Source organism: Rhizobium giardinii bv. giardinii H152 (assembly GCF_000379605.1).
GTDB lineage: Bacteria > Pseudomonadota > Alphaproteobacteria > Rhizobiales > Rhizobiaceae > Pararhizobium > Pararhizobium giardinii.
On the sequence record NZ_KB902624.1, the window covers coordinates 115988 to 131578 of the forward strand.

General features: G+C 57.9%; 12 protein-coding genes, 1 pseudogene and 1 riboswitch. Of the genes and pseudogenes, 4 read left to right on the forward strand and 9 right to left on the reverse strand.

Features of this window, described 5'->3' with window-relative positions:
• Positions 1-2: 2 nt before the first annotated feature.
• From A3AY_RS0111425 to A3AY_RS0111455, 7 genes are all read right to left on the reverse strand, one after another.
• Positions 3-665, reverse strand: coding sequence for an urea amidolyase associated protein UAAP2 (locus A3AY_RS0111425; RefSeq protein WP_018325814.1), 663 nt, complete (start codon positions 663-665; stop codon positions 3-5).
• Between the two features lie 12 nt (positions 666-677).
• On the reverse strand, positions 678-1496 hold the full coding sequence (locus A3AY_RS0111430; protein WP_018325815.1) for an urea amidolyase associated protein UAAP1: 819 nt from the start codon (positions 1494-1496) through the stop codon (positions 678-680).
• Between the two features lie 2 nt (positions 1497-1498).
• Positions 1499-2326 carry an ABC transporter ATP-binding protein gene (locus tag A3AY_RS0111435; RefSeq protein WP_018325816.1) on the reverse strand — a complete coding sequence of 276 codons (828 nt, stop codon included), beginning with the start codon at positions 2324-2326 and terminating at the stop codon, positions 1499-1501.
• Positions 2323-3141 carry an ABC transporter permease gene (locus A3AY_RS0111440; protein ID WP_018325817.1) on the reverse strand — a complete coding sequence of 273 codons (819 nt, stop codon included), beginning with the start codon at positions 3139-3141 and terminating at the stop codon, positions 2323-2325. The genes A3AY_RS0111435 and A3AY_RS0111440 overlap by 4 nt, the downstream gene beginning before the upstream one ends.
• Positions 3142-3208: 67 nt before the next feature.
• Entirely contained in the window at positions 3209-4282 is a 1074-nt protein-coding gene (locus A3AY_RS0111445) for a putative urea ABC transporter substrate-binding protein (RefSeq protein ID WP_018325818.1), read from the reverse strand.
• A 77-nt stretch (positions 4283-4359) separates the two neighbouring features.
• Positions 4360-4469: riboswitch (guanidine-I (ykkC/yxkD leader) on the reverse strand.
• Between the two features lie 185 nt (positions 4470-4654).
• The gene (locus A3AY_RS0111450; RefSeq protein ID WP_018325819.1) at positions 4655-4960 is read right to left on the reverse strand and encodes a hypothetical protein; all 306 of its coding nucleotides are present in this window, start codon (positions 4958-4960) and stop codon (positions 4655-4657) included.
• A 296-nt stretch (positions 4961-5256) separates the two neighbouring features.
• Positions 5257-6510, reverse strand: a complete 1254-nt coding sequence (locus A3AY_RS0111455) for a GSCFA domain-containing protein (protein WP_018325820.1) — start codon at positions 6508-6510, stop codon at positions 5257-5259.
• A gap of 342 nt (positions 6511-6852) precedes the next feature.
• Between A3AY_RS0111455 and A3AY_RS41430 the strand changes: the two are divergent.
• Positions 6853-7013 (forward strand): annotated as a pseudogene (locus A3AY_RS41430) (IS5/IS1182 family transposase); the annotation flags it as partial.
• A gap of 71 nt (positions 7014-7084) precedes the next feature.
• On the opposite strand, the gene A3AY_RS41050 reads toward A3AY_RS41430, so the two are convergent.
• On the reverse strand, positions 7085-9664 hold the full coding sequence (locus A3AY_RS41050) for an SH3 domain-containing protein (RefSeq protein ID WP_018325822.1): 2580 nt from the start codon (positions 9662-9664) through the stop codon (positions 7085-7087).
• 687 nt (positions 9665-10351) lie between these two features.
• Between A3AY_RS41050 and eutB the strand changes: the two genes are divergently transcribed.
• Complete coding sequence (eutB, locus tag A3AY_RS0111470) at positions 10352-12703, forward strand: ethanolamine ammonia-lyase subunit EutB (RefSeq protein ID WP_026203343.1); 2352 nt, start codon at positions 10352-10354, stop codon at positions 12701-12703.
• Positions 12704-12878: 175 nt separating this feature from the next.
• Here the strand turns inward: eutB and A3AY_RS37745 are convergent, their stop codons facing one another.
• Complete coding sequence (locus A3AY_RS37745) at positions 12879-13247, reverse strand: hypothetical protein (protein ID WP_083925954.1); 369 nt, start codon at positions 13245-13247, stop codon at positions 12879-12881.
• A 528-nt stretch (positions 13248-13775) separates the two neighbouring features.
• On the opposite strand from A3AY_RS37745, the gene A3AY_RS0111475 reads away from it, so the two are divergent.
• Entirely contained in the window at positions 13776-14459 is a 684-nt protein-coding gene (locus tag A3AY_RS0111475; protein ID WP_018325824.1) for a CBS domain-containing protein, read from the forward strand.
• Positions 14460-14533: 74 nt separating this feature from the next.
• Positions 14534-15559, forward strand: coding sequence for an alcohol dehydrogenase AdhP (adhP, locus tag A3AY_RS0111480; protein ID WP_018325825.1), 1026 nt, complete (start codon positions 14534-14536; stop codon positions 15557-15559).
• Positions 15560-15591: the final 32 nt, after the last annotated feature.

The window sequence follows — 15591 nt, forward strand, 5'->3', positions numbered from 1 at the left end:
GCTCATGCCTCGGCGTCCGGTGCGGCGTCCCATATCAGCACGCGAATCGGCGTCGGATCGAAGCCGTTGCAGGGGTTGTTGATCTGCGGGCAATTGGAGATGACGCAGAGCACGTCCATCTCGGCCACCAGCTCGACGAAGTCACCGGGCGCGGAGATGCCGTCGACGATCGTCATCTTGCCATCGGGGCTGATCGGCACGTTCATGAAGAAGTTGATGTTCGGCACGATGTCGCGCTTGCTCATTCCGTGTTTCGTCACCTCGATCACGAAGTTGTCGCGGCAGGCGTGCAGGTATTTGGTGCCGTGGCCGAAGCGCACGGTGTTGCTCTCGCAGGAGCAGGCGCCAGCCGACGTGTCGTGGCGGCCACAGCTGTCGGCCGTCATCGTCAGCATCGTGCGGCCTTCGTTGGAGATGATCCGTGTGCCGGTGCCGACATAGGCTGCGCCCTGTTCCCGCATCGTGTCCTGATTGGAATAGCGCTCGGAAAAATCATCAGCCTTGTAAAACAGTGTGTCGATGGCCTGCTGGCCGTAGCTGTCTTCGATGCGGATCGTCTGTCCCTTGCGCACCAGGCCGGACCACGGCGCTTCGGCCGGAATGAAATGATCCTGCGCGGCATTTTCTATGGTGCGTGCCGGGGAAGTCTGAATGAAATCGGTCATGGTTCGCCGTCCTCAAGCCTGCATTATGGCGTTGTTCTCGAAGCCGCGAACGGCCTCTGCGGTTGCCGTGCGGGCAAGATCGTCGGCAGCCGGAACGGCGGCGCGGAACCGAGTTACGCTCACCGGCGCGGGCGCATAGACCGGATTGGGATCGAGCGGGTGCGGGCAGGTGGAAAGGCAGATGAGCATGTCCATCTCGGCGCGCATCTCGGCATAGTCGCCACTGTTGGACATCTTGCCTTGCCAGTGGAAACCACCGTCGTCGTCGATGCGGACAGGCGCAAAGAGGTTGAGCACGCCCGGAATATCGCGGCGATCCAGGCCGATCTTGCCGGCCGCCAGGATGAAGTTGTCCCGCGTGTTGCGGGTCTTTGCGCCTCGATATTTGGCGGCGTTCGAAGCTGCCGTCGATCCGCCCATCAGGCAGTCATGCGCACCGCAGCTATCCTCGATCATCGAAAACATCACGCGGCCCATGTCCGAGAAGATCACCCGGCCCTTACCGAGCGCCGTCGTCCACTGAACCTTGACGGTATCGACCAGATTGAGCCTCTCGCTGGTATCATTCGCGTTCCAGGCGATCAGCGCAACGGTTGAGGCGCCGTCCTGCTGCTCGATGCGAAGGGCTTCGCCGCGATTCAAACGGGTCGACCAGTACCAGCCGCCGGGGATCGTTTCCCGATGGATGATTGCTGTTGGTTCGATCGCTGGCGCGGGAAGGGGGCTCGGTGTCGGAAGTGCCTTGGGAGTGAACTCCAATCCTTTCTTCTGATGTTCTTCGTAACGCTGCCGGTTGGCGGCAATTTCCTCTGCGGAACGTCTGACATGCATGGCTATCTATCTCCTGACGGGCTGGAAGAGGGGTCGTCCCGGCGAGGACCCTGCAAGACGACCGGGCCGTCCCGGTCAGGGCTGAAGTACGAAAGCTCGCCCGCGCGGCGGGGCGGCCAGATGGAAATGTCCCGTGTGATCGTGGCGCCGTAGCGCTCCTTCTCCTCCGGCCGGTCGCGCGGCCGCTCGAAGGCGACGACACGGGTGGCGAGCGTGAAGGCCTCCCTCATGTCGTGCGTGACCATGACGACGGTCATCTGGGTTTCATTCCATAACCGCTTCATCAGCGTGTGGATCTCGGCGCGGATGCCGGGATCGAGCGCCCCGAACGGCTCGTCGAGAAGCAGGACCTTGGGTTTCATGATCAGCGCCTGCGCCAAAGCCAGTCGTTGCTGCATGCCTCCGGAAAGCTGTGCCGGATATTTTGTTTCTGCGCCGGAAAGGCCAACTTCAGTGATAAGTTGCCGAGCTTCGTCGATCGCCGACCGCCGCGCTTGGCCGAAAAGCTTTGCCTTGTATTTCGAGGCCATCAATTCCTTTCCGAGCAGGACATTGCCGAGCACCGTCAGATGCGGAAAGACCGAATAGCGCTGGAACACGACGCCGCGATCCGGACCTGGTTCAGCCGGCAGCGGTTCGCCATCCAGCAGGATCGTACCCCTGGTGGGTCGTTCCTGGCCAAGAAGCATGCGCAGGAAGGTCGACTTGCCGCAGCCGGAGGGGCCGACGAGCGCGACGAAGGCACGCGACGCGACTGTCAACGACACGTTCTCCAGCACGATCTGATCGCCATATTCCTTCCAGACGCTGTCGATGATCAGTTCGCTCATCCCTGTTTCTCCAGTTCGGACCAGGGAAAGACGGCGATGCGGATCCGGTCGACGACGAAGTTGGTCAGAACGGCAAGCAGGGTGATCCAGACGACATAGGGAAAGATCACGTCCATGGACAGATAACGGCGGACAAGGAAGATGCGGTAGCCGAGCCCGGAATCTGACGAAATGGCTTCCGCTGCAATGAGGAACAGCCAGGCAGGACCGAGCTGCAGCCGGACGCAAGTGAGCAGCCGCGGCAGGATCTGCGGCAGCACGACGCGAAGGGCGATCTGCCACGAGGAGCCGCCCAGCGTTTCCGCCTTGACGATCTGCTCGCGCGGCAGTTCCAGCACTTTCAACGCCAGGTCGCGGATCATCGTCGGCGCGACGCCGATGGTGATCAGTGCGATTTTCGAAGCTTCGCCAAGCCCCATGACGATGAACAGAAGGGGCAAGAGCGCAAGCGGCGGCACCATGGAAACGGCGGCGACGAAGGGGGCGAGCAGCGCCCGAAGATAGGGCAGCATGCCGATCGCCATGCCGATCAGCAGCGCCGTCGCGGTCGAAATGCCCAGACCTGCGAAAAGTCGGATCAGGCTTGCGGCGGTATCGGACCAGAGCAGATAGTCGCCTGTGCGCGCATCCGGCAGGAACGCCAGCCGGTTGACGGCGTCGGCAAAGCCCGTGAGGCCGGGCAGCAGCTTGTCATTGGCATTTTCCGCCAGCCGTGCCGCCGAACCCGCCGCATAGGCGGCAACAAGCAGGACGAAGGGCAGAAGCATGAGGGCAAGTTGTGCGCCTCGGTTCGGCCTGGTGTTGATCCAGCGCATGACATGGCTCCGTTGATGGAGGGAAGAGGGCGGCGCGGTAAACCCGCACCGCCGATCGGCGCAACGCTCAGAGCGAACCGTCAGCCGCGGCCTTCATGTAGGTCTCGGTGAAGCGCAGCTTGACGTTACCGCTGTCGCCGAGAACCTTGCCATCAGGCATTTCGATGCCGATGACATCGGCCGAGGCCGCTCCGCTGCCGAGCAATCCCTTTTCGAACAGGAAGTTGCGCACGAGGTCCATCGTCTTCGGCAGGCTGGGCGACGCCGTAAAAGCCATCGCGTCGGCGGGCTTGTCGAATAGCTTGGTGGCGGCGATTTGGGCTTCGAAGCCCTTCAGATCGGTTCCTGATGCAGAGCCCATCGCTTCGCGTGCCGCCTTGCCCTCGTCGGTATCTGCCGTCATCAGCGCTGCGGTTTCATACCAGATGCCGGCGAGCGCCTTGCCGAAGTTCGGATTGTCCTTCAGCACGTCGGTATTGGCGACCATCAGGTCGATGATTTCGCCCGGGATTTGCGAGCTGTCGAAAACCTTTTTGGCCGTCGGATCTTCGAGAATGGTCGCAACGAGCGGGTTCCAGGTGACGACTGCCGAGACATCGGCTGTCTTGTAGGCGCCGACCATGTCGGCGTCCGAGGTGTTGATCACCTTCACATCCTGTTCTGTCAGCTTGAGGCTTTCAAGCGCCCGGGCGAGCAGATAATGCGAGACGGAAAACTCGACGAGATTGACGTTCTGGCCTTTCATGTCGGCAAGGCTCGCTTTGTCCTTGAGAATGACGGCATCGTTGCCGTTGGAGAAGTCGCCGACGATGACGGCCGTCGTATCGACACCACCGGCCGCCGGAATCGAGAGACCGTCCATGTTGGTGAGCGTGACGGCGTCGAAGGCACCGGCGGTGTACTGGTTCATCGACTCCACGTAATCGTTGAACTGGGTGACTTCGATCGTGAGGCCGTATTTGTCGGCCCATTTCTTGACGATTCCATTGTCGGCCGCGTACCCCCACGGCATCCAGCCGACATAGATCGACCAGGCGACCTTGAAATCGGTCTTTGGTGCAGCGAAGGCGCTTGACGTCATGCCGACCGCCAGCGAAGCGGCAAGCGCGGTGATCGAGAGCATTTTCGAAAAATTCTGCATCGCATTTCCCCTTTTTGCTTTTCTTCAAAAAAGGGATCGGCATGGACCATCGCGCCGCCAATCCCTTGGCTAACGAGGTCTCCCGGGCTTTTGTCCCGCCGTGCACCCGGCGGGATGTCTCCCCAACCGGTGGCAGCTCTCGGACCAGCACGCTTGTCGAAACGCCGGAACCCTAGCCACCAACTCTGCAGTTTAACAAGCAAAGGCCGTGCCAAACTTTAAGTAGTTGATTTTGCGTGATTCATTGAGGAGGCACATTGCCCACCGCGAAAAGTGCATGCACTTGCACATCCTTTGGGCGCCTTGCGCCTCTTAAATCATCAGTCCTCAATTTCGGTTAGGTGCCGAGTACATCACGTCCGATCGGGTCAGTTAGATTCCCAACCCGCCGAACTCCTCGGCGTCGTCCCCTTCCCAGGGTAAGGGCATGGATGCACGGCTGCGATTGGCGGATGGCATCGGCATCCAGCATTTCAGCTCCGGCTCGGCATATTCAATGACGCAGCCCGGTGAGGAATCTGAGGCGCGCCAACCCTCTGCGCCAAACTGATCGCCCTTCGACCAGTAGGCGAGGTCAACTTCCGCGGGCCCCTGTTCAGAGGGGCGGACCGTGACGAGGATCCGACTGCCGTCTTTCGGCGCGCTTGCCATGTGGCGCCACCTGTCTGGCTCGTCCATCGTTTTTCTCTCCTGCCTTCCTGGTGGAGTGTCGCCTCGCCATCGAAAGCGGTCAACTCAACTTTGCACGCGCCACCCTCTCGAGACGAGCCGTCAAAAATTTGACTACTGTTCAAGAGCGGCATGCCGTTCCCCCGCCCTTTCACTACCAACAGCTTAAAATTCTCGGCAGTGCCGGGCAAGCATCCTCGTGGGAGACTTGGGCCCCGTCGGTGCGTCGGGCGCCGTGGTGGGCGCCATTTGGCCACCGTCGTCATGTCCCGCTCCCCTTTCTACACTCATCGACGGCGATGATTTTAGAAGGATGCGAAAGCAAAAGCCGCCCAATTGATGGCGCTGTCGAGCGCAGCAATACCAACGACCAACTTGAGTGCGCGCGTCCCGACGGTCTTCAGGTTCTTCCGCCTGTTCTCGTTTGCAGCCGCTTTTTCAAGTTCTTTCAGGCGCCTCCGCTCGACGAAGATTTGCTCCCGCTCCAGCCTGCGGGCCTCGAGACGGGCGTTGATCTTTGCTTCCTTCTTGATGGCCCGGTGTTCAGCGTAAGAGACGGCATCGCGATTGCGCATGGTCTCGCCCTTGCGCAGGTCCATCTCCCAAGCATGATTATAGGCATCGATCATTTCGCTCTCCGTAATGCCGGGAGCGCAATAGTAATGCTCGAACATCTTCATGTTGAACGTCAGCACGTCGGAACGGACATGGCGGCGGTCGTCACCCCACTGGTTGCGATAGATCCGGGTGACGGCTTCATAGCTCGGGAAGTAGAACAGTTTTCCTTCGTCTTGATGCGTCGTCAGGAACTCGTCCAATGCGCTTCGCAATGTCGCCTTCGAAACCGCGTCGGCAGTCATGCAGGAGACAGCACGGAAGGTCGCCGTCAGCGGGATGGGGGAGACGGAGAAGAGGACTTTGGCATTCGGACGGAAACGCCGGATCAAGCCATAGATCGAACGCAGGTTTGCCAATGTCTCGGCATGGCTGGCCGCCCTAAATTTATGACGATGAGGGTCGTAGCTGTCCGCGGGTACCGCTCTCCAGAAGACTTCCCCCGTCGGTTCGTCGTACCAGAGTTCGGACAGGCCAAGCGTTATAATGAACAATTCGGCCTGATCGAACAGCTCTTTCGTCTCCAGACGAATGCTCTCGTCGTAAGCGTAATCCTCGCCCTTCTTTCCCTGCCAGACGTCAGCAGTGGGATGCTTGTTCAGCCAGGCCCACTCGAACTGCTGAAGGATCGCGAAGGTGTTGACCATCCCGTCACCCATCTTCGTGACATAGGCTTTGTTGTCGCGCTTATTCAGGACGTTATAGCCACGGTCGTGCAGATAGGTGCTGATGTTGGTTGCGAAGCACGAGCCAAAGGCAACGATGGGCGTTGTTTTGGTCACGAATTTCTCGGCCGGCTTCCAGCCCTTCATGACGTACTCATCGACGGCATTCGGCTTGCTCAGCGAGGCATCGGTGGGATGAAAGTTCGTGTTTGCTCCCCGGTAAAAACTGCGTGAGGTACGGCGCGTTTCGCCATCCTGTTCGAAAGCAAACGTCGACATCTATACTCCCCCGACTGTATTTATGACGCGCCACAACCAATATCTGATACGGAACGATTTTGTCTATGCCTGTCTTGCAATTATGCGCGGCGGCTGTCGTGACATTTGCCCTTATGTGACCTCGATCGCTATTATGGAGAGCAGCCGCAGCAGGTGAGCCGTAGCGCCACCACCCCGATCGCTGCACATCGCCTTCTTCACACTCGGTACTAGCGTGATGAATTGACCGGCGGCTTTCAAGAATGTTCCCGCGTGCGCGTCCAATGGCAAAGAAGAGGGCATTGCCGACTGGCTGCTTTCACATACCATCGTGATTCAGGGCTCACCATGAGCTGATATGACCTGGTAGACGTTGAATGGCGCCTGATCGAGCCGCTGCTACCCAACAAGCCGAGAGGTTTGCCCTTGTTGATGATCTGCGCGTGCTAAGTCGAGTGCAGTGCCGTAATACACTCCACCACCGGATGATGTTGAGGGGACGACATGCTCGTGCGTGGCAACGGCCGTCGTGACACGGGGCAGATCCACTTGCGCCGATAAGCAGAATAGATTGCACCTGCTGCTTTCGCGGCGGTCACCGCCCACGGCCGCCGCCACCGCGCCCGCCACCGCCGCGACCGCCGCCACCACCATGAAATCCACCTCCCCCACGACCACCGCCGCCATGAAAGCCACTGCCCCCGCGCCCGCTACTGCCCTGGAATCCACTGCTCCTTGAGCCGCCGCGATCGAAGTTCTGGAAACTTCCGCCGCCTGGCGGAAGGCGTCCGTAGCTGCGGCTAAGTTCGTTCTGATTGCCGAACTGGCGCCCTGCTCGGTCAAATGAAAGATGCTCGGGTGCTCGTTCACGAACTTGGCGTTGCTGCTGAGTGCGTCGGGGAGTAGGTCTATTTTCGGCGCGGTTCTGGATACGCTGTGTTGCTTGCGGATCGTCGGCTGAAATGCGCTTTTTCGAATTTTCGCCAGCCGGCCGCTGTACCGGTTGCCATCCATCCCGGGTGTGCTTCTGCCATTGGCCATTGTCGCGGCGATAGACGTTGCCGTCGCGTCCGGCATAAACATCTCCCCCCTTGCTACCAACAATGAAGCCACTGTTGCCCTGCGTATTGCTCCAACGCAATCCGCCCGCCGTTCCTGTCGAACCGCCGCTTACACGCGCAAACTCGCTGCCTTGCTTGACGACCGCCTTGCCCCACGAACCATAGACGTTTTGTCCGCCCTTGGCGGCAAATGCATTGCCCGTGCGGGGATTATAGGCCGAGACGAACCCTCTCGCACCATCCGGGCCTGCAGCCACACCGCCACGGATGTATGTCCCTGTTCTTGGATTGTAGGCCGCCCCACCGACGATGCCGCGATTTGGTCCGTAGGCATAGCCGTAGCGCCCGAATGTTCCGTAGGCGGGGTTGTAGAAAGCACCCACGCCGTAGCTCACGGGGCCAGGATAGTAGGGCGGCCAGTAGTCGTCATTGTCACCGTCATCGTAGTCCCAATAGGGCGGATAGTACCATCCTGTACCCCAGACCAGGGCATCCCATGCCAGATAGGTTCCCAGATAACCGAGCGTATAACCATACCAGACAGCATCCGTTTCGGTGTCGTAGGTGTGCACATAGGTGACGTTATAGAGCGGCGAAGACGGCGGGATCGTATAGATCTCGTCTGCGACGGCGCGCGCGACAGCAAAAGGCCCCGTTGGTGTGTCGCCGACAAACCAGATCCCGTCCTTGAGCACGAAGTATTTCTCGCCAACCTTTATGACCTGCTCGTTCGAATTAACCGCATAGAACATCGATGTCCCTTCGATCGTTTCGAACTGCGGATCGCCGCTATAGCTCACGTCCACTTTCACCGATCCGTCGGTCGAGACCCGCGCCAGTTTCGGGATGCTGGCCTTCAGGCGCGCCTCAGCGCTTTCCGAGGTACCAGGTATGGAAGCTCGAACGGCATAATATGGCGCATCGTCCGGAATATTCAGGAAGTCCTCAGGTAAATTGGGCGTGGCGAAGGTCCAGGGGCCGTCGAGCGAGGCCGACGAGAACCAGCGGCCGGATAAGAGCGTGTACCATGTCTTGCTGACCGTGTGGTAGAAGACACCGCTTGTCGTATTGGATGCCCATTCGAGGCCCGTCCCAGCAACTGGCTCGAGTACCGGCTTGCCGTCAAAAATCATCAGTTCGGCCGGTGTTGCCGAATAAAAGACATTGGGGACAGCCTTGTCGACAAAAGCGGTTGACGGAAGCGCTGCTTTCGTTTCCTTCCAATTCTCATCGTCGGGCAGGCTGGAGACGAGGCTCGGGACGGCAACCGCCTCGATCCAGCCGGTATCCAGACTGGCTGACTTTAGCCAGTTCTTTCCGTCGCGCAGGTAATAGGCGTTCTCTGCATCGACCTTGAAAATGTCCCAGTTTGTATTGACGACGAAGGACAGGCCTTTCACGCCCTTGACTGGCGCGAGGATGGCCTTGCCATTCGTCTGGACGAGGATTGCCGGCGTTTCGCTGGTGAAAATCGGTGGCGGATCGGCCTTGATGCCGTTGACGTTCGCAAGCCGCTTGTAGGCCGTCATGCTCGCCGTCAGCCGCTCTTGGGAGACCGTGATCGGATCCGTCGGCAAAAATTTCCCGATTTCGAGCGCTAGCTTCGCAAGTTGTTTGCGCTCAAGCGTTGAAAAATCCAAGCGGGTGGTCTTGATCTCGGTGAGAATGACATTTCCTGTTTCGTCATCAGCCACGGTTTTGGCGGACACGCCGATAACGCCGTAAATCGGCTTGGCATCCGCTACCTTCAATTCCGTGGCGATCAAAGCTTCGAGCCGGGTAAAATCCGGCCAATCGGTTATCTGAGGTTGAAACAACGTGAGCGTCGCTCCGGTATCGGCGGTAAAGATTCGGGGCCAGGCAGGCGCGCTTGCTTCGGACTGATTGAGGTATTTGCCGCTGACAAAACCATTCTTTCCTGAATGGGTCACTGCGCACCACGTGCCGCCGGAATCGCATTCCTTGATATCGACTTGCTCACCCTGCGAAATGAGGCCAAAGGCGTCGAAGTTCGTTCCCGGGCCCGCTCGGAAGTTCACATTTGCCGTCAAGATTGCAGGGTCGGCAAAGACCGACGTCGAGAAAAATGACGCAATCGTCAGATAGGCGAACATCCTGCGCATGAGTGTATCCTTTTCCCTGCAATAGATGATCGGTAATCGGAAACAGACCTCAAATCCCTGCATTCATTGTGGGCGCATACCAGTCCGGCGGTTCGAGCACTTGCGACGAAATTCGACAGGAAAGCTTTCCGGACACCGCAGTGCTGCGCTTCCCATATGCAAAGGCCAAAAAGGTCTCGATTTTTTGGAGACGCTTTCGGGGCGAAAACCTAAAGCAAGCCCCAGTGAATCTGCCCTGCACAGCCCGGTCACAATCGGTCGGCATTTTCGCATGATACTCCAGGTCAGAGCCGTCCGGTAGTTTTCATTCATTAGAACAACTAGAACTCCTCGTCAGTTAAGCGAGTGTTCTTGCTGAGAACGATGCGCATCATCGGAACAATGTACCGGTGCGCGGCGAAGACTTTCAAACCAAGTGACAGCGCCTGCGCGTAAGGCTATCATTAAGCTTGCCAGCTCCGGAACTTCTTCGGCGACCACTTCATTGCTCAATACGGCCGGCATGCGGGGCTGCAATGTGACTGGATTTGGCACCCTTAGTCTTTGTAACGGCACGACCAATCGACTTGTTAGAGGATTGTGAATGACCCCAAGCCAGATAGTGGCGCGGGGTTTTAAATCGCGTCTCTGCCGACAGGCAGGTGGCACGACGGATCTCCTGCAAAAAGGGAAATCGCCATGAATAAGGGCTTGTTGTCGAAGGGACAGGAAGGGCTCTCTAGACGGGAGCTCCTCGTAATGGTTGGGGCTGCCGCCGGCGCTCTCGCAAGCTACAGCGATGCCGCCAAGGCGGCTGAGCAAAGCACGATTGCGGTCGATAAGGTCGGGCCGGGGGAGGACATCTTTACGTATATACGCCGGGAAAAGGGGGGTTTTGATCAAACACTGTACCAGCAGGTGGTCGGCGCTGCGAATGACTTCAAGGAGGGAGATCGAGCCATTGGAGCAGCGGCCGTGGATGAGGCAACGCGGAAAAATGCGCGCACCCTTCTGGCAAACACGAAGATCGGAGATCTCTACCAGCACCCGCTTTTTGAGGACGACCTGCAACGGTTGATCTGGCAGACCACGGACCAGGCCCAGTACGCAAAGGTCAAGGACTGGACCATGGGCCAGTTGAAGGAATTTCTGTTGGCTGAGCCAGAGGCCCGGATCAAAGGCATCATGAACGGCCTGACCAGCGACACGATCGGCTGCATCCCAAAACTGATGAGCAACGAAGAGCTCATCGTATTGGGTCAGAAAATCTTCAATGTTCTGCCGGGTACCAAGATGGGGGCAAAGGGATACATGGGTGCTCGAATCCAGCCCAATTCTCCTACAGATCATCCAGAGGATGTGGTTTGGCAGGTTTTCGATGCATTTTCCTATGCAACGGGCGACATCGTTATCGGGACCAATCCTGTCGACAGCACGGTCAAGAGCGTCGCTGCGGTTGAACAGGCGCTCAAGGACGTCGTCGATACATTCAAGTTGAACGAGACGATTCCCTGGTGTGTTCTTGCCCATATCGATGTCCAGGCCGACGTGAGCGAAGGTTATCCGGGAACGGTCGCCACGATGTTCCAGAGCCTTGCTGGAACAGATGACTGCAACAAGATCTTTGATATTACGATTGAGAAGATCATGAAGTATGCGCGCGCCAAAAAGGGGGAAAGATACGGGCTCTACTTCGAAACCGGGCAGGGCTCCGAATTTACAAACGGCGCAGCAAACGGCGTCGATATGATGGTCCTCGAGTCCCGAAAGTATGGCTTCAGCAGGGCCGTGGGAATAGAACTCGCAAAGGTGCAGCCCAGGGGCGCGTGGCTTCATATCAACGATGTTGCCGGATTCATTGGGCCGGAGGTCTTCGGGAGTCGCGAACAACTGGTAAGGTGCTGCCTCGAAGACATTGCCATGGGCAAACTCCATGGGCTGACCATCGGTCTGGATATCTGCACTACCCTGCATATGACGGTCAGCCTGGAAGATCTGGATTGGTGCCAGGACCAGATCATGCCGGCCAATCCTGTTTACCTGATAGCGCTGCCTACAAAAAGCGATCCGATGTTGAGCTATCTCACGACGTCGTTTCAGGATCACGTCCGGCTGAGGGAAAAATTCGGCTTCAAAGTCAACGATGCAATGTGGGATTTCTACAAGCGGATCGGGATCGTTGATGAGGACAGCAAATATACCGTGAACTATGGCGACCCGCTCTGGGTGTACTACCAGTACCGTCTTGCCAAGGGTGAAACACGGTCCAAGGACGCCGTCTATGCCGAAGGCCGGCAGAAAATGCAGGAAGTTGAAGGCAGAGGCGTCGACCTGGCGACCGGACACGGCGAGAATATATGGGATCTGAATCCACAGCTCGCGGCCAAGGTCAAGGGGTTATACGACGACGCCAAACAGTCTCTCTGGGCCGAGCTTACGCCCGAATTTGTCGCTGCCATCCCTGCTGTCGTGCCGGTCCGAACCTTATCGCAGGACCGCAACGACTATATCGCCCATCCAGGCACGGGTGAAATACTGAGCCCTGAAGCGATTGCCGAACTTGAAAGAATGAGGGATTCGTGGGGGGACGATCCGCCCCAGGGCCAGATCGTCATATCCGATGGCTTGAACGCAAAGGCCATCATGGACGACGGACATCTTGGGCCCTACCTCGAAGAAATGCGCAGATTGCTTGCCGACGCCGGCGTCTCTGTGAGCGACAAGAACATCCTCGTCACCAGCGGAAGGGTCCGGGCCGGCTATCGGATCGGAGAAGTGCTCTTCGAGACGTCAGAACCCAATAGTTTCCGGGGGATACTCCACGTCATAGGCGAACGGCCCGGAACCATGCACCACGCCTACTCCGTCTACATCACTGTTGCAAAAGGTAAGGTCTGGTCTGAAAAGAAGATCGATCACGACATGACTAAACTTGTGAGCAATGTTGCAGATACGGCCTTGCCGCCGAAGGAAGCGGCCAGGGAAACCTTGACGATTATCAGGGAAATCGTCGGGAAAGAGGTGAACGGCAGCCGGCGGTACCGGACATAGGAACCGATGGCGCGTATGGCGGTCAGATACTCGGAGACTGGTGCCGAAACATCGTCGTCATTCAGCAGGGCATCGTCTACGAACGGGACCTCGGCCTGCAGAGGCGGCGTCGTGCGGGCGCATGCATCCTTTTCCAGGACCCAGGATCAACAATGCCCACTCCGGGACTGGACAACTAGCGCCTCAGATCGCTGGCTTGCCCCGACGCCCGTAGCTGCTCAAGTGTTTTGCCCAAACAGCTTCCCCCGATCGGTTCGCCCAATGTTTTAGCAGTCCCGCCTACAGTTATTGTTCCCGCAAGCCTGCTTGGGTTGATGTAGGTAGCGACGCCGTCTGAGCCCAGTTTCGAAAAATAGAAGGCGTGATGCGTGCCCTTGTATTCACAGCTTATCAGAAAAGGAAAATCCTCCAATGGATCGTTCGCATAGGTTTCCGAAACGGGTAGGATGATAAACGGAAGCAAAAAGGCAATTGTTACGCAAATCAAAAAGCAAATTCTTGTTGAAATATTGGACGTTATTCGCAGGGCAGATAGATAGACCATTGATCCAAGACTCCTGTTGATTGAAACGCCCCTCCGAGGGTCCACGTGTCTGCGCATCGTTCGCCGCGATCTGCTTGTCGCAACGGCAAGGTGCCTAGAGATGAACGCATGGCGATCGTGAGACCCCGACATGCTCCAAAGCACTTGAAGAGTAGTATACCGCCTGCAATCAGATCCTGATTAGATCCCGTATTGAAGCGACGCCGTCTACCACCCGCGATATGTTTTCCGGCAAAGCGAAAGTCACCGCACCCGCGCAATAATAAAGGGCGTTTTAGTAGCGGAGGTTTGCATCGCATTGCCCAGGATCGTACGAAAGCTCCTCAAAGACTGCTCCCAGTGCGTTTGCATTGCAAGGGGAAACACCCAACTCGGACGCGGCCGGAAATATTAAACGTTCTATACAGAATTCGCCCTCGGACAAATATAGATATTCGCGGTCGCGAGTTGGTTGTCGAATTGTCACAACAGGTTTAATGTCGCTTGGCAGAGGTCGGTACTGAAATCCATGAGGGAGTTGCAGTCGAGATGCTCGCCAAAGATGTAATGACGACGAAGATCGTCAAAGTATCCCCCGACAACAGTGTCAAGCATGCCTGTAAGATCATGCTGGATAATCACGTCAGCGGCATCCCGGTCGTTGACGACGACGGGCACCTCCTCGGTATCATCAGTGAAGGCGACCTGATCCGCCGAACGGAACTCGGCGGCAGAGCGTTTGCGCCCATCGACACCGCAATGCCTGCCGAAGTGAGAGCTGACGCCTATGTTAAACGCACTTCATGGAAGGTCGGCGATACGATGACGCGTGACCCCGTGACAATCGATGAGGAAACGTCACTTACACGAGTCGCACAACTCATGCAGGACCACGGCATAAAGCGTGTTCCCGTCGTGAGAGCTGGTGAACTGATCGGCATCGTCGGCCGGGCTGACCTGCTCCGGGCGATTCTAGCGGCCGATCTGGATGAAACGGCGTCGGGCGATGAGGGCATTCAGCGCAGCATCGTGACGCGGCTCGGAGAGAACACCGGTCTGGAAGGTCTCGGCGTGAAGGTGACCGTTGCCGACGGTACGGTGCATCTCTGGGGCAACGTCGAGACCGCGGAATGCAGGAGAGCCGCGCGGGTCGTCGCAGAAAGCGTTCGAGGCGTGAGAAGCGTTGTCGAGCACTTTTCGCAAACTTGTCCGGAGGGCGGAACAGGTAACTGAACATTTCCATCTCCCAAGTCGGGGTGGTTTCGCAGGCGCGGTGCATGACATTGCACAAGGGAGGGAGCCAACTCATGGCACAGAGAATGAAAGCGGCTGTTGTCCGAGCCTTCCGGGCGCCACTCATCATAGAGGACATGGCGGTTCCAAGTCCGAGGGAGGGACAGATCCTCGTGAAGTATGAGGCGACCGGCGTCTGTCACACGGACCTTCATGCGGCAAGCGGGGATTGGCCGGTGAAGCCTAATCCGCCCTTCGTACCTGGGCATGAAGGGGTCGGGTTCGTCGCCGGGGTGGGAGCAGGCGTAAAGAGGGTGAAGGAAGGCGATCGCGTCGGCGTGCCCTGGCTGCACAGCACTTGTGGTTATTGCCCCTATTGCCGAACCGGTTGGGAAACGCTGTGCGCCTCTCAATCGAACACCGGCTATTCCGTAAACGGGACCTTCGCGCAGTTCGGTCTTGCTGATCCTGATTTCGTAGCCGGCTTGCCGGACAGCCTAGATTTCGGACCGGCGGCACCGGTGCTATGCGCCGGCGTCACTGTCTACAAAGGTTTGAAAGAAACCGAGGTTCGCCCTGGCGAGTGGGTAGCCATTTCCGGGGTGGGCGGCCTAGGTCACATGGCCGTCCAGTACGCCAAGGCGATGGGTATGCATGTAGTCGCCGCTGACATATTCGAGGACAAGCTGGCGTTGGCGAAGAAACTTGGCGCCGACATCACCGTCAACGGCAAGGACAAGGATGCGATCGAGCAGGTCCAGAAGGCCACGGGCGGGGTACATGGAGCACTTGTCACGGCGGTTTCGCCGATTGCGATGGAACAAGCCTTCGGGTTCATGCGCTCGAAGGGAACGATGGCTCTCGTCGGCCTTCCTCCCGGAAAGATATCACTGCCAGTTTTCGAGACCGTGTTGAAACGCATCACCGTACGCGGCTCGATCGTGGGAACGCGTCAGGACCTCGAGGAATCTCTGCAATTTGCGGCAGAAGGCAAGGTTGTTCCTCATTTCTCCTGGGACGAGCTGGAAAACGTCAATGATATTTTCCGGCGGATGGAAGAAGGGAAGATTGACGGTCGAATCGTAATGAGACTGCAATAAGTTAAGGCCAAGTGCCACTTTGGACTAATCTG

Excerpts from the sequence above, each read along its gene's own strand:
- A3AY_RS0111450 (WP_018325819.1), bottom strand. The coding sequence starts at position 4,960 with ATGGACGAGCCAGACAGGTGGCGCCACATGGCAAGCGCGCCGAAAGAC.
- A3AY_RS0111440 (WP_018325817.1), bottom strand. The coding sequence starts at position 3,141 with ATGCGCTGGATCAACACCAGGCCGAACCGAGGCGCACAACTTGCCCTC.
- A3AY_RS0111435 (WP_018325816.1), bottom strand. The coding sequence starts at position 2,326 with ATGAGCGAACTGATCATCGACAGCGTCTGGAAGGAATATGGCGATCAG.
- A3AY_RS0111455 (WP_018325820.1), bottom strand. The coding sequence starts at position 6,510 with ATGTCGACGTTTGCTTTCGAACAGGATGGCGAAACGCGCCGTACCTCA.
- adhP (WP_018325825.1), top strand. The coding sequence starts at position 14,534 with ATGGCACAGAGAATGAAAGCGGCTGTTGTCCGAGCCTTCCGGGCGCCA.
- A3AY_RS0111430 (WP_018325815.1), bottom strand. The coding sequence starts at position 1,496 with ATGCATGTCAGACGTTCCGCAGAGGAAATTGCCGCCAACCGGCAGCGT.
- A3AY_RS0111445 (WP_018325818.1), bottom strand. The coding sequence starts at position 4,282 with ATGCAGAATTTTTCGAAAATGCTCTCGATCACCGCGCTTGCCGCTTCG.
- A3AY_RS41050 (WP_018325822.1), bottom strand. The coding sequence starts at position 9,664 with ATGTTCGCCTATCTGACGATTGCGTCATTTTTCTCGACGTCGGTCTTT.
- A3AY_RS0111475 (WP_018325824.1), top strand. The coding sequence starts at position 13,776 with ATGCTCGCCAAAGATGTAATGACGACGAAGATCGTCAAAGTATCCCCC.
- A3AY_RS37745 (WP_083925954.1), bottom strand. The coding sequence starts at position 13,247 with ATGGTCTATCTATCTGCCCTGCGAATAACGTCCAATATTTCAACAAGA.
- eutB (WP_026203343.1), top strand. The coding sequence starts at position 10,352 with ATGAATAAGGGCTTGTTGTCGAAGGGACAGGAAGGGCTCTCTAGACGG.
- A3AY_RS0111425 (WP_018325814.1), bottom strand. The coding sequence starts at position 665 with ATGACCGATTTCATTCAGACTTCCCCGGCACGCACCATAGAAAATGCC.